Here is an 18,633-nt window from a genome sequence, read left to right as displayed (position 1 = left end):
TCCTGCTCTCGTGCGGGGTGGGTGAGCCCGAGCTCGCTCGCGTGCGCTCGCGACGGCGTTGGGCCGGATCTCACCGTACGGCGTGAACCCCAACTCGCTCGCTGGCGCTCGCGACGGTACTCGGGCGGATCTCGCTGCGCGCGGTGAACCCCAGCTCGCTCGCTTGCGCTCGCGACGGCGTTGGGCCGGACGGTCCACAGGACCGTCCGTGGTCATGCCCGCGGGTGTTCTGCCCGCGGGTATCCATCGCTAGATGGTGAAGCCCAACGCCCTCATCATCTCGCGGCCGTCCTCGGTGATCCGCTCCGGACCCCACGGCGGCATCCACACCCAGTTGATGCGGAACTGCTCGACGTGGCCGTCGAGCTTCTCGGCGATCTCCGACTCGATCACGTCGGTCAGCGGGCAGCCGGCCGAGGTGAGGGTCATCGAGACGACGAGCGCATCCTGGTCGTCGTCCCAGGCCAGGTCGTAGATCAGCCCGAGATCGACGATGTTCACGTCGAGCTCGGGGTCGACCACATCCTTGAGGGCCTCGGTGAGCTCGTCGAACTTCGAGGCCTCGATCTCGGTCAGTGCCATCAGACACCCGCCTTCAGGTAGCGGTCGTAGCCCTCGGCCTCGAGCCGGTGGGCGAGCTCGGCGCCGCCCTGCTCGGCCACCCGGCCGTCGACGAACACGTGCACGTGGTCGGGCTCGATGTAGCGCAGGATGCGCGTGTAGTGCGTGATCAGCAGCACGCCGAGTCCGCTGTCCGCCTTCACGCGGTTGACGCCCTCGGAGACGATGCGGAGGGCGTCCACGTCGAGCCCGGAGTCGGTCTCGTCGAGCACCGCGAAGCGCGGGCGCAGCAGCTCGAGCTGCAGGATCTCGTGGCGCTTCTTCTCGCCGCCGGAGAAGCCCTCGTTCACGTTGCGCTCGCCGAACGACGAGTCCATGCGCAGCTGCTCCATCGCGGAGCGGACGTCGCCGATCCACTGGCGCACGCGCGGTGCCTCACCGGACACGGCGGTCTTCGCCGTGCGGAGGAAGTTCGAGACGGTGACGCCCGGGATCTCCACCGGGTACTGCATCGCCAGGAACAGGCCGGCACGCGCACGCTCGTCGACGCTCATGGCGAGGACGTCCTCGCCGTCGAGCGTGATCGAGCCGCTGTCCACGATGTAGCGCGGATGCCCGGCGATCGTGTATGCGAGCGTCGACTTGCCGGAGCCGTTCGGGCCCATCACGGCATGGATCTCGTCGGAGTTGATGGTGAGGTCGACACCCTTGAGGATGTCCTTCTTGCCCTGCTCGGTCTCGATCGAGACATGCAGGTCCTTGATGTCGAGGACGCTCATCGCGCTTCCTTTCCTTCGCGGCCGCAGCCGCAGCAGACGCTGTCTGCGCTAGCTCTGGGTCAGTGGATTCTGGACGTCGACGAGCACGTCGTCGCCGTCGATGGTCACGGAGAACACCGGCACGGGCTCGTAGGCCGGGAGGTTCAGCGGCTTGCCCGTTCGCAGTGCGAACTGCGAGCCATGGGCCCAGCACTCGATCGCCTCGCCCTCCACGAAGCCCTCCGAGAGGGAGATCTCTCCGTGGGTGCAGGTGTCGCCGATGGCGTGGATCTCGCCAGCGGAGTCCTTGACGATCGCGACCGGGATGCCGTCGAGCTCGACCTTCATGGCCGCGTTGACGGCCACGTCGTTCACTCCGCAGGCGCGCTGTGCCGTCATGCGCCCACCTTCGACGCCGGCGCAAGACCGGCACCGAGGCGCAGCTCATCCTCGATCGCCTCGGCGAGGCGCTCCTCGATCTCGGGCACGCCGATCTTCTGCACGATCTCCATCAGGAAGCCGATGACGACGAGGCGACGCGCCTCCTCCTCCTCGATGCCGCGCGACTCCAGGTAGAAGAGCTGCTCGTCGTCGAAGCGACCGGTGGTCGACGCGTGGCCGGCTCCGGCGATGTCGCCCGTCTTGATCTCGAGGTTCGGGATGCTGTCGGCGCGCGCGCCGTCGGTCAGGACCAGGTTCTGGTTCTTCTCGTAGCTGTCGGTGTCGGTCGCTCCGCTGCCGATCAGCACGTCGCCGATCCACACCGAGCGCGCTCCCGTGCCCTGCAGCGCCCCCTTGTAGAGGACATTGCCGCGCGTGGCGACGCCCTCGTGGAACATGAAGACCTGGCTCTCGATGTGCTGGCCGCTGTCGGCGAACGACAGGCCGTACATGTCGCCCTCGGCGTGCAGCCCTGCGAGGCGCATCGACGGGTTCACGCGTGCGACGCCACCGCCGAAGGAGACCACCATGTGCTTGAGGTACGCGCCCTCGCCCACGACCGCCTGGTGCGCGGAGGCGTGGACGGTGTCGTCCTCCCAGTCCTGCACCGAGATGAGCGTGAGGCGGGCGCCGTCGCGCACGATGATCTCGACGTTCTGCGCGTACTGCGCCGAGCCGGAGTGGTGCAGCACGACCGTGCCCTCGGAGCCCGGCATCGCCTCGATGACGATGTGCGCGTTCGAGCGGCGGTCAGCGCCCTTGCCGATCAGGCGGGCGATGACCGGCTCGTCCTGCACCCGACCCTCGGGCAGGCGGATGTGCAGCGCGTTGGCACAGCGCTTCCACGCGATCGCGCTGACGACATCCTCGGGAAGGAAGATCTCGCCGCGCGGCGCAGCGTCGTGCCCGGTCGATTCGACCAGCAGGCCACGCGACTCGAGCTCCGCGAGCTGATAGTCGATGCCGGTGTCGTCACCGGCCTCCGTCTCCTCGTCGACGAACAGCGGCGCGAGGCGCTTGACGTCGGAGAGCTTCCAGTTGACCTCGCGGCCCGTCGGGGTGCCGAAGTCGGCCGGTTCGAACGACGTGGGCCGCTCGGACCTGGTCTGGATCGGGACGAAGCGCTCCGCGGGCTCGGTCACCAGATGCTGGGGTGTCGTGTCAGTGGCGGTCATCAACCCACGGATCCTTCCATGCTCATCTCGATCAGCTTGTTGAGCTCGAGTGCGTACTCCATCGGCAGCTCGCGCGCGATCGGCTCGATGAAGCCGCGCACGATCATCGCCATCGCCTCGGTCTCCTCGAGCCCGCGCGACATCAGGTAGAACAGCTGCTCCTCGCTGACCTTCGACACCGTGGCCTCGTGACCGAGCACGACGTCATCGACGCGGATGTCGATCGCCGGGTAGGTGTCGGACCGCGACATGGTGTCCACGAGCAGCGCGTCGCAGACGACGCTGTTGGCCGAGTGGTGCGCGTTGGCGTCCACTCGCACCTCGCCGCGGTAGCCCGCACGGCCGCCGCCCCGCGCGATCGACTTCGAGACGATCGACGACGTCGTGTACGGCGCCATGTGGATCATCTTCGCGCCGGCGTCCTGGTGCTGGCCGGGACCCGCGAACGCGACCGAGAGGGTCTCGCCCTTGGCTCGCTCACCGACCAGGTAGATCGACGGGTACTTCATCGTCACCTTGGAGCCGATGTTGCCGTCGATCCACTCCATCGTCGCGCCCTCTTCGGCGATTGCGCGCTTCGTGACGAGGTTGTAGACGTTGTTCGACCAGTTCTGGATCGTGGTGTAGCGAACGCGCGCGTTCTTCTTCACGACGATCTCGACCACGGCCGAGTGCAGCGAGTCGGACGAGTAGATCGGGGCGGTGCAGCCCTCGATGTAGTGCACGTAGGAGCCCTCGTCCGCGATGATCAGCGTGCGCTCGAACTGGCCCATGTTCTCGGTGTTGATGCGGAAGTAGGCCTGCAGCGGGATCTCGACGTGCACGCCCTTCGGCACGTAGACGAACGATCCGCCCGACCACACCGCGGTGTTCAGCGCCGCGAACTTGTTGTCGCCGGAGGGGATGACGGTGCCGAAGTACTCCTCGAAGAACTCGGGGTGGTCCTTGAGCGCCGTGTCCGTGTCCATGAAGATGACGCCCTGCGCCTCCAGGTCGGCCTGGATGGAGTGGAACACCACCTCGGACTCGTACTGCGCTGCCACGCCGGAGACGAGGCGGCTGCGCTCTGCCTCCGGGATGCCGAGGCGGTCATACGTGTTGCGGATGTCCTCGGGGAGGTCCTCCCACGTCTTCGCCTGGCGCTCGGTGGAGCGCACGAAGTACTTGATGTTGTCGAAGTCGATGCCGGAGATGTCGGCACCCCACGTCGGCATCGGCTTCCGCTCGAACAGCGCCAGGCCCTTGAGCCGGCGCTCGAGCATCCATTCGGACTCATCCTTGAGCGCAGAGATCTCACGGACCACCTGCTCGCTCAGGCCGCGCTTGGCAATGGCACCCGCTTCGTCGGAGTCATGCCACCCGAACTCGTACTGTCCCAGACCCTCGAGCTCGGGCCGGTCGATCAGAACATCGGACATCGCTCCCCCTATCTACGCTTCACTTCTTGTAACCCAGCGGTGCTCCTCGGCATTCCGCGCGGCTCGTGATCCCCGCAGAACGCGCCATAATGAAAGGGCCGTCGCATATGCCTCGCCGCAGCTGCGGCACGGGGGTTCGGAGCCGATGGGCTCCCATCCATCCTATCGCGACGGCAGGAGAGGTGCATCTTGCTCACGCGCTCGCGCAGCCTGATCGTCGCGGCCTGGACGACGCTCGTGTCGCAGATCGTCATCGTCGGCACCGGCGGTGCCGTTCGGCTCACGGGTTCGGGCCTCGGCTGCACGCAGTGGCCCAACTGCACGCCCGAATCCTTCGTGCCGGTGCCCGAGCAGGGCATCCACGGCATCATCGAGTTCGCCAACCGCGTGATGGGCGGCATCGTTGTGCTGGTAGCGATCGTGATGCTCGTGCTGGCGATCCGGCAGCACGCCGGGCGTGTCGCCGTGACGCTGGCGTCGCTCATCCTCGGCCTGACGGTGGCCCAGGCGCTCATCGGCGCGGTGGTGGTGTGGATGTCGCTGCGCCCCGACACCGTCGGCGTCCACTTCTTCCTCTCCGTCATCCTGGTCGCCATCGCCGCGGTGCTCGCGTGGCGGATCGTGGTCGGGCCAGCCGGCGCGCGGACCGCGCCGCGCTGGCAGTCGGTGCTCGTGCTCGCGATGACGGCCGCCCTCGCGGTGGTGATCGTCGTCGGTGTGCTCACGACCGGCTCCGGCCCGCACGCCGGCGATGGCGGCGCCGCGCGCAACGGCCTGGACCCTGCGGTGATGCAGCACGTCCACGCCTGGCCCGGCTACCTGCTGCTGGCACTCGTGCTCGCGACCGTCATCGCCGCTGCGATGCACGGACCGCGTCGTCACCTGCGCTGGACACTCGTGCTGCTGGGCCTGATCCTGCTGCAGATCCTGGTGGGCGTCATCCAGTCGAACACCGGGCTGCCGGTGCTGCTGGTGGGCGTGCACATGGTGATCTCGGTGGTCTCGACCGCGGTCGGCGTCGCCGCCGTGCTGTCGCTGTGGCACGTTCCCGCTGACAAGGCGGTGGAGCGCTCACGAGCGGACTCCGTCGATGCCGTGGCGGGTGCGGAGACCGCCACCCGGGTGTGATGGCAGGATCGGGCGCATGACGCGCAGCGCTGCACGCACCGGCCCCTCCGACGATGGCGTCGACACGGGGCGACCGGAGGACGGCGCGATCGGCACCGCGCGGCACGGCACGCGGCTCGGTGTGCTCGACATCGGCTCCAACACCGTGCACCTGCTGACCGTCGACGTGCGCCTGGGCGGCCGACCCATCCCCCAGCGCTCCCACAAGCTGACGCTGCGCCTGATGCGCTACCTCGACGACAGCGGAGCGATCAGCGAGGAGGGCGTCGAGGCGCTCCTGACCGCGATCGGGGAATGCGCCGAGATCGCGAGGGACGAGCACCTCGACGACTTTGTGGTGATGGCGACGAGCGCGCTGCGGGAGGCCGCGAACGGCGAGCAGGTGATCGCCCGCATCGAGCGCGAGGCGAAGGTCCGGCTCGACATCCTGTCGGGGCCGGATGAGGCCAGGCTGACGTTCCTCGCGGTGCGCCGATGGTTCGGCTGGTCCGCGGGCCGCATCCTGCTGCTCGACATCGGCGGCGGCTCGCTCGAGGTGGCGATCGGTGGGGACGAGGAACCCGACGTGGCGCTCTCGCTCCCGCTCGGCGCCGGCCGGGCGACCGTGGGCTTCTTCCATGCCGATCCCCCGACCCTGGCCGACCAGCGCGCGCTGCGGCTGTACGCGAAAGCGGTGCTCGGCGATGCGGTCGCGCAGGTGAAGCCCTTCGGCAGGCCCGACCACGTCGTCGGCTCGTCCAAGACCATCCGCTCGCTCGCGCGCCTGGCGGGCAACCTCATGCCCGGTGTGGGCGATGCCGATCGCGCGGTGCTCACGCGCAAGCAGCTGGACGACTGGTTGCCGCGACTGGCGAAGATGGATGCCGCATCCCGCTCCGCGCTGCCCGGCATCACGCCCGACCGCACCTTCCAGGTCATCGCCGGCGGCATCGTGCTCTCGGAGGCGATGCGCGCCTTCGGCCTCAAGGAGCTCGACGTGAGCCCGTGGGCGCTGCGCGAGGGCCGGCTGCTGCAGATGCTCGACCGCGTCTAGCGACGCCACTCGCTCGCCCGGCCCCGCCCCGCCCATCCGCCGCGTTGCGACCGACGCGTGCTGGGTTGTTGCACCGCTGAGGGTCAGGAAGTGCAAGCACCCGACACGCGTGCAGGAGCCGGAGGCGACGCTCGCGCCGGAGGGCTCGGCGCCGCGGCTAGAAGGGCAGCAGCGGGTCGACGCCGACAGCCAGGAAGATGAGCGTCAGGTAGGTGTTCGAGGCGTGGAAGACGCGCATGGCGCGCAGCTCGGTCACGCCGCGGATCGCGCGGCTGTAGAGGGCGTGCGACTCACCGACGAACCAGGCCCCGGCGATCACGGCGACGGCGCTGTAGACGAGCCCCATGCCCGCGACCGGGATCAGCAGCAGCGTGCAGGCGATCGATGCCCATGCGTACAGGATGACCTGGATCCCCACCATCTGCGTGCCGCGGACGACACCGAGCATCGGCACGTGCGCCGCCTCGTAGTCGTCGCGGTACTTCATCGACAGCGGCCAGTAGTGCGCGGGCGTCCAGAGGAAGACGAGCGTGAAGAGGATCCAGGCGGGCCAGTCCAGCGAGCCGGTGACACCGGCCCAGCCGATCACCACCGGGAAGCATCCGGCGATCCCGCCCCAGACGATGTTCTGCTCGGTGCGGCGCTTGAGCAGCATCGTGTAGATCAGCACGTAGAAGGCGATGGCGGCGACCGACAGCGCGGCGGCGAGCGGGGTCGCGAACACTGCGAGCACAACCGTGGAGACCACCGCGAGCGTCCAGGCGAACACGTGGGCCTCGACCACCGACAGCGTGCCGGTCACGAGCGGCCGCTGCTGCGTCCGATGCATGACCCTGTCGATGTCGCGGTCCAGGATCATGTTGAACGCGTTGGCGCTGCCTGCGCTGAGGAACCCGCCGATGAGCGTCGCCGTCAGCGCGCCGAGCGGTGGCACGCCGCCCGCGGCCAGGAACATGGTCGGCAGCGCGGTCACGAGCAGCAGCTCGATGACGCGCGGCTTGGTCATCGCGACATAGGCCTTGGCCTTCACCGAGAGCCGGGCTCCCAGCGGCCGTGCCTCGACCTCTGGGGCGGCGACGCCGGGCGAAGCCGAGTTCGACATATGCAGCGGGATCCGTTCAGACGAGGGCGAGTGCCAGAGACCAACCCTCATCCTATCGGACGCGGGCCTCGGCTTCGTGGGAATGCCCAGGGCCGGTGCGGGCTTCCTCACTATGCTGGATGCGTCGCACCGTCCGCCCCGCCGCGGCGCTTCGCAGCTCCGCGCGGGCAGCCCGATGAAGGAGCCACCTTGCCATTCGAATGGACCACCAACGACCAGCAGGCAGTCGACACCGCGCGGGTGCTCGCAGCCGACGCCGTCGAGAAGAAGGGCAACGGCCACCCGGGCACGGCGATGAGCCTGGCGCCCGTCGCCCACCTGCTCTTCCAGAAGGTCATGGACCGCGATCCGGCGGACGACCGCTGGCTGGGCCGAGACCGCTTCATCCTCTCCGCAGGCCACTCCTCGCTGACGCAGTACATCCAGCTCTACCTGACGGGCTCCGGCCTCGAGAAGCACGACATCGAGTCGTTGCGCACGTGGGGCTCGCTCACGCCGGGGCACCCGGAGTACGGCCACACCAAGGGCGTCGAGATGACGACCGGCCCGCTCGGACAGGGCCTGGCCTCGGCGGTCGGGTTCGCGTACGCGCAGCGCTTCGAGCGCGAGCTGCTCGACCCCGACACTGCCGTCGGCGAGAGCGCCTTCGACCACTACACCTACGTCATCGCCAGCGACGGCGACCTGCAGGAGGGGGTCACGAGCGAGGCGGGCTCGCTCGCCGGCCACCAGCAGCTCAGCCGCCTCATCGCGATCTACGATGCGAACGAGATCTCGATCGAGGACGACGTCGACATCGCCTTCACCGAGGACGTGAAGGCGCGCTACGAGGCGTACGGCTGGCAGGTGCTGGAGGTCTCGTGGCGCACGGGCGACCGCCCCACCTCGGACGACTACGTCGAGGACGTCGAGGCGCTCCACGCCGCCATCGAGCAGGCGAAGGCCGAGACCGGGAAGCCGAGCCTCATCATCCTGCGGACGATCATCGGCTGGCCTGCCCCGAAGCTGCAGGGCACCGGCAAGGCGCACGGCGCCAAGCTCGGCAGCGACGAGGTCGCCGCGGTGAAGGAGCTGCTGGGCTTCGACCCCGAGCAGTCGTTCCAAGTCGACGACGCCGTCATCGAGTACACGCGCGGCAACGCGAGGGCACGCGCCGATGAGGCGCGCGCGACGTGGCAGGAGCGCTTCGACGCGTGGAAGGCGGCGAACCCGGATCGCAGCGCGCTGCTCGATCGCCTGCTGGCCGGCACCCTGCCCGACGGCGTCGAGGATGCCCTGCCCGTGTTCGAGGCCGGCACCGAGGTGTCGACGCGCGCAGCGTCGGGCAAGGTGCTGAACGCGCTCGCCGACGTGCTGCCGGAGCTGTGGGGCGGCTCGGCCGACCTGGCGGAGTCGAACAACACCACGCTCGAGGGCAAGGGCTCCTTCGTGCCCGCAGAGCACGGCACCACGATGTGGTCGGAGGCCTCCGCGCGCGGCCGCACGCTGCACTTCGGCATCCGCGAGCACGCCATGGCCGCGATCCTGAACGGCATCGTGCTGCACGGCCCCACGCGGGCGTACGGCGGCACGTTCCTGATCTTCAGCGACTACCAGCGGCCCGCCCTGCGGCTCGCGGCGCTGATGGGGGCGCACCCGATCCACGTCTGGACGCACGACTCGATCGCGCTCGGCGAGGACGGCCCGACCCACCAGCCGATCGAGCAGCTCGCCGCGCTGCGCGCCATCCCGGGCTTCGACGTGGTCCGACCCTCGGACGCGAACGAGACGGCGTGGGCGTGGAAGGCGATCCTCGAGCGGCACGACCGCCCCGTGGGCATCGCGCTCACCCGCCAGAACATCCCGGTGTTCGAGCGCGGGGATGGCGAGGCGTCCGGCGAGACGCTCGCTGCCGCCTCCAACGTCGCCAAGGGCGCGTACGTGCTCGCCGAGGCGACGGACGGCACGCCCGACGTGATCCTCATCGCCACCGGCTCCGAGGTGCAGATCGCGCTGGACGCCAGAGGGCGGCTGCAGGCCGATGGCGTTGCCGCGCGCGTCGTGGCCGCGCCCTCGCTCGAGTGGTTCGCGGAGCAGTCGGCCGAGTACCGCGAATCGGTGCTCCCGGCAGCGGTGAAGGCGCGCGTCTCGGTCGAGGCAGGCTCCCCGCTCACGTGGCAGGGCATCGTGGGCGACGCGGGCCGCACGGTCGCGATCGATCACTTCGGCGCGAGCGCCGACTACCAGACCCTGTTCCGCGAGTTCGGCTTCACGGCGGAGGCCGTCGTCGACGCCGCTCGCGCATCCATCGAAGCGGCTCGCTGAGCGAGCCAGGAGGCAAGCACATGAACGACAACACTCAGGCGCTCAGCGATGCCGGCGTCAGCATCTGGCTCGACGACCTCTCCAGGCAGCGCATCGAGAGCGGCAACCTGGCCGAGCTGATCGCCGAGCGCAACGTCGTGGGCGTCACCACCAACCCCACGATCTTCGCGAAGGCGATCGCCGCGGGCGAGTCCTACGAGGCGGCCGTGCAGGAGCTGGCCGCCAGCGGCGCGAGCGTCGACGAGGTCATCACCTCGCTGACGACGAAGGACGTCGCAGATGCGTGCGACGTCTTCGCCGACGTCTATCGCGACTCCGGCGGCAAGGACGGCCGCGTGTCGATCGAGGTCGAGCCCGGTCTCGCCCGTGATACGCACGGCACGGTCGCGCAGGCGGCGATGCTGCACGAGCGCGTCGGTCGCGAGAACGTGCTCATCAAGATCCCCGCCACGGAGCAGGGACTGGTGGCGATCGCCGAGACAACGGCGGCGGGCATCAGCGTGAACGTCACGCTGATCTTCTCGCTCGACCGCTACCGCGACGTCATCAACGCCTACCTGACGGGCCTGGAGCGCGCGCAGCAGGCGGGCATGGACCTGTCGAAGATCCATTCGGTCGCCTCGTTCTTCGTGTCGCGCGTCGACAGCGAGATCGACAAGCGGCTCGATGCGATCGGCACCGAGGAGGCCACGGCGCTCAAGGGCAAGGCGGGCATCGCGAACGCGCACCTCGCCTACCGCGTCTGGCAGGAGGCGTTCTCGACCGAGCGCGCCGAGACGCTGCTCGCCGCGGGCGCCAACACGCAGCGCCCGCTCTGGGCGTCGACGGGCGTCAAGGATCCGAACCTTCCCGACACGCTCTACGTCACGCAGCTGGTCGCGCCCGAGACGGTCAACACCATGCCCGAGCAGACGCTCGAGGCGCTCGCCGACCACGGGCAGGTGCAGGGCGATGCGATCGCCGGCAACTTCGAGGCAGCCGACGACGTGCTCGACGCGCTCGATGCGCTCGGCGTCTCCTACACCGAGGTGGTGGAGCTGCTCGAGGACGAGGGGCTGGAGAAGTTCGACGCCTCGTGGGCCGAGCTCGTGCAGACCGTCGAGGAGCACATGGCGGGAGCAGGAGCATGACCTTCACCATCTCCGCATCCGGTGCGGCGGCCGAGGCGATCGAGCGCGTCGTCCCCCAGCTGGTCGCCGACGGTGTCGCCGGCCGGCTCGTCTCCGGTGACGCGTCGCTCTGGGGCGAGGCGGCCGAGGCCGAGGCCTCGATCCGCCTCGGCTGGGTGGAGGCCGCCGCGGGCACGCGCGGCCTCGTCGACGACATCGAGGCGCTGCGCAAGCAGCTGCGCGCGCACGGGGTCGATCGCATCGCCCTCGCAGGCATGGGGGGATCGTCGCTCGCGCCCGAGGTGATCACCCGCACCGAGGGCGCCGACCTCACGGTGCTCGACTCCACCGAGCCGGAGCAGGTGCGCCGGGCGCTCCGCGACGGGCTCTCGCGCACGGCGCTCGTGGTGTCGTCGAAGTCGGGCTCGACGCTCGAGACCGACAGCCAGCGCCGCGCCTTCGAGGCCGCGTACCGCGAGGTGGGCATCGATCCTGCCGACCGGATCATCGTGGTCACGGACCCCGGGTCGCCGCTCGACGAGGAAGCCCGTCGGGCCGGCTATCGCGTCTTCAACGCCGACCCGAACGTCGGGGGCCGGTACTCGGCGCTCACGGCCTTCGGCATCGTCCCCTCCGGGCTCGCGGGCGTCGACGTGCGGGAGCTCCTCGACGAGGCGATCGCGGCGCTGCCGGAGATCAGTGAGGATGCCGACACCAACCCCGGCCTCAAGCTGGCCGCCGCCATCGCCGCGACGCGGCCGCTGCGAGACAAGATCGGCATCGTGTCCGACGGCACCCACATCGTGGGCCTGGGCGAATGGGCAGAGCAGCTGATCGCGGAGTCGACCGGCAAGCAGGGCATCGGCCTGCTGCCGGTGGTGCTGGAGCGAGACGCAGCCGAGCTCGACGCGCAGCTGCCCGACCTGCAGGTGATCCGCCTGGTCGGTTCCGCCCGCGAAGCCAGAGAGGTCGCCGAGGGTGAAGTCGAGGTGGCCGGCACGCTCGGCGCCCAGCTGCTGGTGTGGGAGTTCGCGGTCGCGGTCGCCGGCCGGATCCTGGGCATCAACCCCTTCGACCAGCCGGACGTCGAATCGGCGAAGACCGCCGCGCGCGGGCTGCTCGACGACCTGCAGCCGCCCGCCCCGCCGGTCGCGACCGACGGCGGCATCGAGGTGCGCGGTACGGACGGCGTCGCGCTGGATTCCGTGGAGGCATCCGTGGACGCGCTGCTCGCGCAGCTCGGCGACGACGGCTACCTGTCGGTGCACGCCTACCTCGACCGCATCGGGCAGCCCCGCTTCGAGCGCCTGCGCCAGGCATTCGCGGCGCGCACGCACCGCCCCGTCACGTTCGGCTGGGGACCCCGCTTCCTGCACTCGACGGGCCAGTACCACAAGGGCGGCACGCCCAACGGGGTCTTCCTGCAGCTGCTGGGCACGCCGCACGAGGACCTCGAGATCCCGGGTCGACCGTTCACCTTCGGCCAGCTCATCCGCGCGCAGGCGGCGGGCGACGCGAGCGTGCTCGCCGAGCACGGCCGACCCGTGCTGACGCTCACGCTCGAGGACTTGGACGAGGGCCTGGAGCGGCTGCTCGGCGCGGCGGCTCGATGACCGACGCGACCGTCGGGGCGGAAGCCGCAGAGGCATCCGCCCCGACGATCCGCGTCGCGGCCGGCAGCAACCCGCTGCGCGACGAGGCCGACCAGCGGCTCACCCGGATCCCCGGACCGAACGCGATGACGTTCTTCGGCGTCACGGGCGATCTGGCACGCAAGAAGCTGCTGCCTGCCGTCTACGACCTGGCCAATCGCGGCCTGCTGCCGCCCGGCTTCGGCCTGGTCGGCTTCGGGCGGCGGGACTGGAGCCACGAGCAGTTCGCCGACATCGTGCGGGAGGCCGTGCAGCAGCACGCCCGCACGGCGTTCCGTGAATCCGTCTGGCGGCAGCTGAGCGACGGCATCCGCTTCGTGCAGGGCGACTTCGACGACGACGAGGCCTTCGATCGACTCGCTGCGGTGCTCGCCGAGCTCGACGACGTGCGCGGCACGATGGGCAACCACGCCTTCTACCTCTCCATCCCCCCGAACGCGTTCCCGCTCGTCACCCAGCAGCTCAAGCGCTCCGGCCTCGCGGAGGGCGAGGGCGATGCGTGGCGGCGCGTGGTGATCGAGAAGCCGTTCGGTCACGACCTGCAGTCGGCGCGCGAGCTCAACGCCGTCGTGGAGTCGGTCTTCCCGGCGGACTGCGTCTTCCGGATCGACCACTACCTCGGCAAGGAGACGGTGCAGAACATCCTCGCGCTGCGCTTCGCGAACAGCCTGTGGGAGCCGATCTGGAACGCCAACCACATCGACCACGTGCAGATCACCATGGCGGAGGACATCGGGGTGGGCGGCCGCGCCGGCTACTACGACGGCATCGGGGCCGCGAGAGACGTGATCCAGAACCACCTGCTGCAGCTGTTCGCGCTCACCGCCATGGAGGAGCCCGTCTCGTTCGACGCCGCCGACCTGCGCGTCGAGAAGGAGAAGGTGCTGCGTGCCGCGCGCGTCCCACTCCCCCTCGACGCGTCCGCCGCCCGCGGGCAGTACGCCCCCGGCTGGCACGGCGGCGCACTGGTCAGGGGATTCCTGGACGAGGAGGGCATGCGCCCAGACTCGGCCACCGAGACCTACGCGGCGATCAAGCTGCAGGTCGACACCAGGCGGTGGGCCGGCGTGCCGTTCTACCTTCGCGCCGGCAAGCGGCTGGGGCGCCGGGTGACGGAGATCGCGATCGTGTTCAAGCGCGCGTCGCAGTACCTCTTCCCGGACTCCGAGCGCACCATGGGCGAGAACGCGCTGGTGATCCGGGTGCAGCCCGACGAGGGCGTCTCGATGCGGATCGGCTCGAAGGTGCCGGGGCCCGGCATGCACGTCCGCGACGTCACGATGGACTTCGGCTACGGCCACGCGTTCACCGAGGAGAGCCCGGAGGCCTACGAGCGGCTGATCCTCGATGTGCTGCTCGGCGACCCGCCGCTGTTCCCCCGGCACCAGGAGGTCGAGCTCTCCTGGAAGATCCTCGACCCCATCGAGGAGCACTGGGCGGCCGTCGGCGGCCCGGTGGAGCAGTACGAGCCGGGCTCCTGGGGCCCGAGCGGCGCGCACGAGCTGCTCGCGCGCGACAGCAGGCAGTGGAGGCGACCGTGATCATCCGACTCTCGCGCACGACCACCGCGGAGGTGCAGCAGCGCATGCTGGAGATCCGTGAGGAGGGCGGTGTGCTCGCGCTCAGCCGCGTGCTCACGCTCGTCATCCACACGCAGATCGGCGGCGAGGAGGAGGCGATCAGGGCCGCGAACCAGGCATCGCGCGAGCACCCGATGCGGGTCATCGTCGTCTCCCGCAACCCTGACCACGTGAGCTCCGGCGAGGCTGCGCACCTGGACGCCGAGATCCGCGTCGGCGCGGATGCCGGGGCGAGCGAGGTCGTGCTGCTGCAGTGCTACGGCGAACTGGGGTCGCACCTGCTCGGCATCGTGCAGGGCCTGCTGCTGCCCGACGCACCCGTGGTCGCCTGGTGGCCGAGCTTCATGCCCGACACCCCGTCGCTCTCGCAGCTCGGCCAGATCTCGCAGCGACGCATCACCGACTCCGGCAAGCAGCGCGATCCGCACGGCGCCATCGTCGCGCTCGCCGGCTGCTACCTGCCGGGCGACACCGACCTCGCATGGACCAGGCTCACGAGCTGGCGCGCGCACATGGCTGCGCTGCTCGACCAGCCGCCGTACGAGGCCGTGCAGCGCGGTCGGGTCGCGGGCGACCTGGAGAACCCGAGCGTGCACCTGATGGCCGCCTGGCTGCGCCTGCAGCTGCAGGTGCCGATCGAGAAGGTCGACGCGGGCGACAGCCCGTCCGGCTCGAGCGGACTGCACGCGGTCTCGCTCGAGCGCACGAGCGGCTCGTCATCCCTCACGCGGCTGCGCGACTCGGTCGGCGTGCTGATCCAACCGGGTCAGCCGGAGCACCATCTCGCGCTCTCGACCCGGGGGCTCGAGGATCAGCTGGCGGAGGAGCTGCGCAAGCTCGACGCCGACGACATGTATGGCCGAGTGCTGCAGGCACTGGCCGAGGAGGTCCGATGACCGTCATCGTCCACGAGGACCGCGCTGCGCTGGTCGATCGCACCGCCGAGCGCCTCACAGCGCTGCTGGCCGCGCTGATCGCCGAGCGCGGGCACGCGACCATTGCCGTCACCGGCGGCTCCGTCGGCATCGCGCTGCTCGCTGGGCTCGCCGATCGGGCGATCGACTGGCAGCGGGTGCGCATCACCTGGAGCGACGAGCGCTACGTCGTCGCCGACTCCCCCGACCGCAACGCGGTGCAGGCGCGCGAGGCGCTGCTCGACCTCGTCCCGATCCCGGCAGGGAACGTCCGCGAGCTGCCGGCAGATGACGGGACGCCGCTCGCGGAGGCCGCAGCAGCGGGCACCGAGCTGCTGCGCGACCTCGGCGGGATCGATCTGACGCTGCTCGGCATGGGCCCTGACGCGCACATCGCGTCGCTCTTCCCCGGGCATCCGGGGGTGCACGAGTCAGGGGTCGCCGTCATCGGCGTGACCGATTCGCCGAAGCCGCCGCCGTCGCGCCTGAGCTTCACGGTCGACGCCATCAACGCGTCCGATCGCGTCTGGCTGGTCGTCGCGGGCGCCGACAAGGCGGAGGCCGTGGCGCTCGCTCACAGCGGGGCGCCTGCCGCCGAGGCGCCGGCCGGCGTCGCGCAGGGCCGGCACGAGACCCTCATGCTCCTGGATGCCGAAGCGGCCGCACTCCTGGAGGAGGGCGGCCGCTGATGACGAGCTGCTGCGGGGTCGTGGCTCAGCCGCGGCCCTCCGCAGAACGCAGCTTCTGCAGCGCCTCGTCGAGCAGCTCGACCGACTCCTCCGGCGTGCGACGCTCCTTCACGTACGCGAGGTGCGTCTTGTAGGGCTCGTTCTTGGCGACCTGGGGCGGGTGCTCCTTGTCGCGCCCGGCGGGCAGGCCCGTCGACGGCGAGTCGATCACTTCGGGGATCTCGTCCTCTGGCAGGTCGGCCGCGAAGTAGCGGACCGTCTCATTGCCCATCGCGTCCCAGTAGGAGATCGCCACGCGCTCGGCGTGGAAGCCCCTGTCCTGCTCGCCCATGGGGCCCGCACCGACGCGCGAGCCGCGGATTGCACTGCCTCCGGAAGCCATCAGATACCTGCAAACTTGGTGATCAGACCGAGCACGATGATCGATGCGAGCCACGCGAGGCTCACGACCACGGTGATGGTGTTGAGGTTGCGCTCGGCGACGCCCGACGAGCCCATGGAGGAGCCGACGCCACCGCCGAACATGTCGGAGAGGCCACCGCCCCGACCCTTGTGCAGCAGGATGAACAGCGTCAGCAGCACCGAAGTGACGCCGAGGATCACCTGCATGATGATCTGGAGAATCTCCACTAGCCCTCTTCTCAATCTCTCGGCCGAAGCCGCATCCGTGAGCGCGCGACAAGGTCGGCCCACGGCAAGTCCAACACCGATCCTACCGCAGGGATTCCTGCCGCCGGCGACGCGGCGTCAGCGCGCCGCTCAGGTGCCGACGTGGTGCTGGAAGCGTGCGATCGCTGCGAACTCCGCGGCGTCCAGGCTGGCACCGCCGACGAGCGCGCCATCGACATCGGGCTCGCGCATGAAGCCGGCGATGTTGCCCGACTTCACGCTGCCTCCGTAGAGGATCCGGGTCGCGCCAGCCGCGTCCTCACCGCGCACCTCGGCGATCGCCTGCCGCAGCGCGCGACACACCTGCTGCGCCTGATCGGCCGTGGCGGCCTTGCCGGATCCGATGGCCCAGACCGGCTCGTAGGCGACCACGATCTCGCCGCTGGCGGGGAGCTCTGCGAGCACGTCCCGCAGCTGCTGCACCGGCACGGCGGCAGCGCCGTGCTGCTCGAGGTCCGCTTCCGTCTCCCCGATGCAGATGATCGGGGTGACACCGGCGCGCAGCGCGGCAGCGGCCTTCCTGCCCACGAGCGCATCCGTCTCGCCGTGGTGCTGCCGGCGCTCCGAGTGCCCGACGATCGCGTAGGCGCACTCCAGCTTCGCGAGCATCGCAGCGGAGACCTCGCCCGTGTGGGCACCCGATTCGTGCTCAGACACGTCCTGGGCACCGAACTTCAGCTCGAACTTCTCGGCGGAGATCAGCGTCTGCACGCTGCGCAGGTCGGTGAACGGAGGGAACACCGCCACCTCGACGGCGGCGTGATCGTGCTTGCCGTCCTGCAGCGTCCAGGCGAGCTTCTGCACCAGTGCGATCGCCTGCAGGTGATCCTGGTGCAACTTCCAGTTGCCCGCGATCAGCGGGATGCGCTCCGTCATCGCTGTCCTTCCCATCCGAGTGCTTCCAGTCCCGGCAGTCGAGCGCCCTCGAGGAACTCGAGGCTCGCACCACCGCCGGTCGAGATGTGGCCGAAGGCCGAGTCGTCGAAGCCGAGCGTGCGCACGGCGGCTGCGGAATCGCCGCCGCCGACGACGGTGAGCCCGGCGGCCTCGGTCAGTGCTTCGGCGATGGCCTTCGTCCCCGCCGCGAACGCCTCCATCTCGAACACGCCCATCGGGCCGTTCCAGAAGACGGTCGTGGCGCTGCGGATCGCGTCGGCGAACGCGGCTGCCGACTCCGGTCCGATGTCGAGGCCGATGCCCGCCGCGCCGAAGCGCGAGCCCTCGATGGCGTCAGCGGCCACGGTCTCGTGCTCGGCATCGGCGTCGAAGGCCGCGGCGACGACGATGTCGGTCGGCAGCAGCAGCTCGACCCCGAGCTGCTCGGCCTGCTGCAGGTAGCCCCGCACGCGATCGAGCTGATCCTCCTCCAGGAGGCTCGCGCCGACCCCGTGGCCCTGCGCCTTGAGGAAGGTGAACAGCATCCCGCCACCGATGAGCAACCGATCCACGCGCGGCAGCAGGTGCTCGATGACACCCAGCTTGTCGCTCACCTTCGAGCCGCCGAGGACCACAGCGTACGGGCGCTCGGGCGCATCGGTGAGCCGCGCGAGCACCTCGAGCTCCCGCTCGACCAGCAGGCCGGCCGCGCTCGGCAGCACCGAGGCGATCTCGAACACACTCGCCTGCTCGCGATGCACGACGCCGAAGCCGTCGGAGACGAACGCGTCGGCGCCCTCGGCGAGCTGGGCGGCGAACGCCGCGCGCTCGCCGCTGTCCTTGCTCGTCTCGCGCGGGTCGAACCTGAGGTTCTCGAGCAGCGCCAGCTGACCGTCCCGGAGCGCGTCGCGCACGCTGCGCGCGTCGCCGCCGACCGTGTCGGTCGCGAACGCGACGTCGACATCCAGCAGCTCGCGCAGCCGCTGTGCGACCGGCGCCAGCGAGTACTGCGCGTCGGGCTCGCCCTTGGGCCGGCCCAGGTGCGACATCGCCACCACCTTCGCGCCCTGCTCGAGCAGGGCGCGAAGGGTGGGCAGCGATGCGACGATCCGGCCCTCGTCGGTGATGGTCCCTGCGTCCAGCGGCACATTGAAGTCGCATCGGATCAGGACGGTCCGCCCGGCGAGATCGCCGAGCGATGCGAGGGTTCGGATCGCCATCGGC

At 70.1% G+C, this 18,633-nt stretch carries 18 protein-coding genes; 8 read left to right on the top strand and 10 right to left on the bottom strand.

Annotated features, from left to right (window positions below; translation table 11 throughout):
* Window positions 1-249: 249 nt before the first annotated feature.
* Genes ACJJVL_RS03205 through sufB form a run of 5 tightly spaced genes read right to left on the bottom strand, consistent with a single transcriptional unit; the run spans window position 250 to window position 4,353 of the window.
* Window positions 250-582, bottom strand: coding sequence for a metal-sulfur cluster assembly factor (locus ACJJVL_RS03205; protein ID WP_347753601.1), 333 nt, complete (start codon window positions 580-582; stop codon window positions 250-252).
* Complete coding sequence (gene sufC, locus ACJJVL_RS03200; protein WP_405216869.1) at window positions 582-1,340, bottom strand: Fe-S cluster assembly ATPase SufC; 759 nt, start codon at window positions 1,338-1,340, stop codon at window positions 582-584. Before sufC ends, ACJJVL_RS03205 begins: the two co-directional genes overlap by 1 nt.
* Window positions 1,341-1,388: 48 nt before the next feature.
* Window positions 1,389-1,718 carry a non-heme iron oxygenase ferredoxin subunit gene (locus ACJJVL_RS03195; protein ID WP_405216868.1) on the bottom strand — a complete coding sequence of 110 codons (330 nt, stop codon included), beginning with the start codon at window positions 1,716-1,718 and terminating at the stop codon, window positions 1,389-1,391.
* Window positions 1,715-2,935, bottom strand: coding sequence for a Fe-S cluster assembly protein SufD (gene sufD / locus ACJJVL_RS03190; protein WP_405216867.1), 1,221 nt, complete (start codon window positions 2,933-2,935; stop codon window positions 1,715-1,717). The genes ACJJVL_RS03195 and sufD overlap by 4 nt, the downstream gene beginning before the upstream one ends.
* Window positions 2,935-4,353, bottom strand: coding sequence for a Fe-S cluster assembly protein SufB (gene sufB, locus ACJJVL_RS03185; RefSeq protein ID WP_405216866.1), 1,419 nt, complete (start codon window positions 4,351-4,353; stop codon window positions 2,935-2,937). Before sufB ends, sufD begins: the two co-directional genes overlap by 1 nt.
* 189 nt (window positions 4,354-4,542) lie before the next feature.
* Between sufB and ACJJVL_RS03180 the strand changes: the two genes are divergently transcribed.
* Together ACJJVL_RS03180 and ACJJVL_RS03175 are read left to right on the top strand one after the other, a co-directional pair.
* The gene (locus tag ACJJVL_RS03180) at window positions 4,543-5,481 is read left to right on the top strand and encodes a COX15/CtaA family protein (RefSeq protein WP_405216865.1); all 939 of its coding nucleotides are present in this window, start codon (window positions 4,543-4,545) and stop codon (window positions 5,479-5,481) included.
* Window positions 5,482-5,497: 16 nt separating this feature from the next.
* Window positions 5,498-6,514 carry a Ppx/GppA phosphatase family protein gene (locus tag ACJJVL_RS03175; protein ID WP_405216864.1) on the top strand — a complete coding sequence of 339 codons (1,017 nt, stop codon included), beginning with the start codon at window positions 5,498-5,500 and terminating at the stop codon, window positions 6,512-6,514.
* Between the two features lie 157 nt (window positions 6,515-6,671).
* Here the strand turns inward: ACJJVL_RS03175 and ACJJVL_RS03170 are convergent, their stop codons facing one another.
* Window positions 6,672-7,616, bottom strand: a complete 945-nt coding sequence (locus ACJJVL_RS03170) for a heme o synthase (RefSeq protein ID WP_405216863.1) — start codon at window positions 7,614-7,616, stop codon at window positions 6,672-6,674.
* A 189-nt stretch (window positions 7,617-7,805) separates the two neighbouring features.
* Between ACJJVL_RS03170 and tkt the strand changes: the two genes are divergently transcribed.
* The 6 genes from tkt to pgl are packed head-to-tail and all read left to right on the top strand — an operon-like array spanning window position 7,806 to window position 15,864.
* Window positions 7,806-9,920 (top strand): transketolase, encoded by a 2,115-nt coding sequence (gene tkt, locus ACJJVL_RS03165; RefSeq protein WP_405216862.1) that lies wholly within the window; start codon window positions 7,806-7,808, stop codon window positions 9,918-9,920.
* A gap of 20 nt (window positions 9,921-9,940) precedes the next feature.
* Window positions 9,941-11,050 (top strand): transaldolase, encoded by a 1,110-nt coding sequence (gene tal / locus ACJJVL_RS03160; protein ID WP_405216861.1) that lies wholly within the window; start codon window positions 9,941-9,943, stop codon window positions 11,048-11,050.
* A complete protein-coding gene (locus ACJJVL_RS03155; RefSeq protein WP_405216860.1) occupies window positions 11,047-12,642 on the top strand; it encodes a glucose-6-phosphate isomerase in 1,596 nt (531 codons plus the stop codon). The genes tal and ACJJVL_RS03155 overlap by 4 nt, the downstream gene beginning before the upstream one ends.
* A complete protein-coding gene (gene zwf / locus ACJJVL_RS03150) occupies window positions 12,639-14,222 on the top strand; it encodes a glucose-6-phosphate dehydrogenase (RefSeq protein ID WP_405216859.1) in 1,584 nt (527 codons plus the stop codon). Before ACJJVL_RS03155 ends, zwf begins: the two co-directional genes overlap by 4 nt.
* A complete protein-coding gene (locus tag ACJJVL_RS03145; protein WP_405216858.1) occupies window positions 14,219-15,157 on the top strand; it encodes a glucose-6-phosphate dehydrogenase assembly protein OpcA in 939 nt (312 codons plus the stop codon). The genes zwf and ACJJVL_RS03145 overlap by 4 nt, the downstream gene beginning before the upstream one ends.
* Window positions 15,154-15,864 (top strand): 6-phosphogluconolactonase, encoded by a 711-nt coding sequence (gene pgl / locus ACJJVL_RS03140; RefSeq protein WP_405216857.1) that lies wholly within the window; start codon window positions 15,154-15,156, stop codon window positions 15,862-15,864. Before ACJJVL_RS03145 ends, pgl begins: the two co-directional genes overlap by 4 nt.
* Window positions 15,865-15,889: 25 nt before the next feature.
* Here the strand turns inward: pgl and ACJJVL_RS03135 are convergent, their stop codons facing one another.
* The 4 genes from ACJJVL_RS03135 to ACJJVL_RS03120 all read right to left on the bottom strand — a co-directional run bounded on the left by ACJJVL_RS03135 (window position 15,890) and on the right by ACJJVL_RS03120 (window position 18,629).
* Window positions 15,890-16,246, bottom strand: coding sequence for an RNA polymerase-binding protein RbpA (locus ACJJVL_RS03135; protein WP_405216856.1), 357 nt, complete (start codon window positions 16,244-16,246; stop codon window positions 15,890-15,892).
* On the bottom strand, window positions 16,246-16,494 hold the full coding sequence (secG, locus tag ACJJVL_RS03130; protein WP_347753586.1) for a preprotein translocase subunit SecG: 249 nt from the start codon (window positions 16,492-16,494) through the stop codon (window positions 16,246-16,248). The genes ACJJVL_RS03135 and secG overlap by 1 nt, the downstream gene beginning before the upstream one ends.
* Before the next feature lie 129 nt (window positions 16,495-16,623).
* On the bottom strand, window positions 16,624-17,409 hold the full coding sequence (gene tpiA, locus ACJJVL_RS03125) for a triose-phosphate isomerase (protein WP_405216855.1): 786 nt from the start codon (window positions 17,407-17,409) through the stop codon (window positions 16,624-16,626).
* On the bottom strand, window positions 17,406-18,629 hold the full coding sequence (locus tag ACJJVL_RS03120; protein WP_405216854.1) for a phosphoglycerate kinase: 1,224 nt from the start codon (window positions 18,627-18,629) through the stop codon (window positions 17,406-17,408). Before ACJJVL_RS03120 ends, tpiA begins: the two co-directional genes overlap by 4 nt.
* Window positions 18,630-18,633 lie beyond the last annotated feature (4 nt).

It is taken from the genome of Agrococcus sp. Ld7 (assembly GCF_045064095.1).
Lineage (GTDB): Bacteria > Actinomycetota > Actinomycetes > Actinomycetales > Microbacteriaceae > Agrococcus.
This window is presented reverse-complemented; position numbering and strand designations above follow the sequence as displayed.

What these genes read in the sequence shown, in the direction of transcription:
- tal (WP_405216861.1), top strand. Translation starts at nt 9,941, where the DNA reads ATGAACGACAACACTCAGGCGCTCAGCGATGCCGGCGTCAGCATCTGG.
- sufC (WP_405216869.1), bottom strand. Translation starts at nt 1,340, where the DNA reads ATGAGCGTCCTCGACATCAAGGACCTGCATGTCTCGATCGAGACCGAG.
- sufD (WP_405216867.1), bottom strand. Translation starts at nt 2,935, where the DNA reads ATGACCGCCACTGACACGACACCCCAGCATCTGGTGACCGAGCCCGCG.
- ACJJVL_RS03170 (WP_405216863.1), bottom strand. Translation starts at nt 7,616, where the DNA reads ATGTCGAACTCGGCTTCGCCCGGCGTCGCCGCCCCAGAGGTCGAGGCA.
- ACJJVL_RS03120 (WP_405216854.1), bottom strand. Translation starts at nt 18,629, where the DNA reads ATGGCGATCCGAACCCTCGCATCGCTCGGCGATCTCGCCGGGCGGACC.
- tpiA (WP_405216855.1), bottom strand. Translation starts at nt 17,409, where the DNA reads ATGACGGAGCGCATCCCGCTGATCGCGGGCAACTGGAAGTTGCACCAG.
- ACJJVL_RS03135 (WP_405216856.1), bottom strand. Translation starts at nt 16,246, where the DNA reads ATGGCTTCCGGAGGCAGTGCAATCCGCGGCTCGCGCGTCGGTGCGGGC.
- ACJJVL_RS03175 (WP_405216864.1), top strand. Translation starts at nt 5,498, where the DNA reads ATGACGCGCAGCGCTGCACGCACCGGCCCCTCCGACGATGGCGTCGAC.
- ACJJVL_RS03205 (WP_347753601.1), bottom strand. Translation starts at nt 582, where the DNA reads ATGGCACTGACCGAGATCGAGGCCTCGAAGTTCGACGAGCTCACCGAG.
- zwf (WP_405216859.1), top strand. Translation starts at nt 12,639, where the DNA reads ATGACCGACGCGACCGTCGGGGCGGAAGCCGCAGAGGCATCCGCCCCG.
- pgl (WP_405216857.1), top strand. Translation starts at nt 15,154, where the DNA reads ATGACCGTCATCGTCCACGAGGACCGCGCTGCGCTGGTCGATCGCACC.
- ACJJVL_RS03195 (WP_405216868.1), bottom strand. Translation starts at nt 1,718, where the DNA reads ATGACGGCACAGCGCGCCTGCGGAGTGAACGACGTGGCCGTCAACGCG.
- ACJJVL_RS03155 (WP_405216860.1), top strand. Translation starts at nt 11,047, where the DNA reads ATGACCTTCACCATCTCCGCATCCGGTGCGGCGGCCGAGGCGATCGAG.
- sufB (WP_405216866.1), bottom strand. Translation starts at nt 4,353, where the DNA reads ATGTCCGATGTTCTGATCGACCGGCCCGAGCTCGAGGGTCTGGGACAG.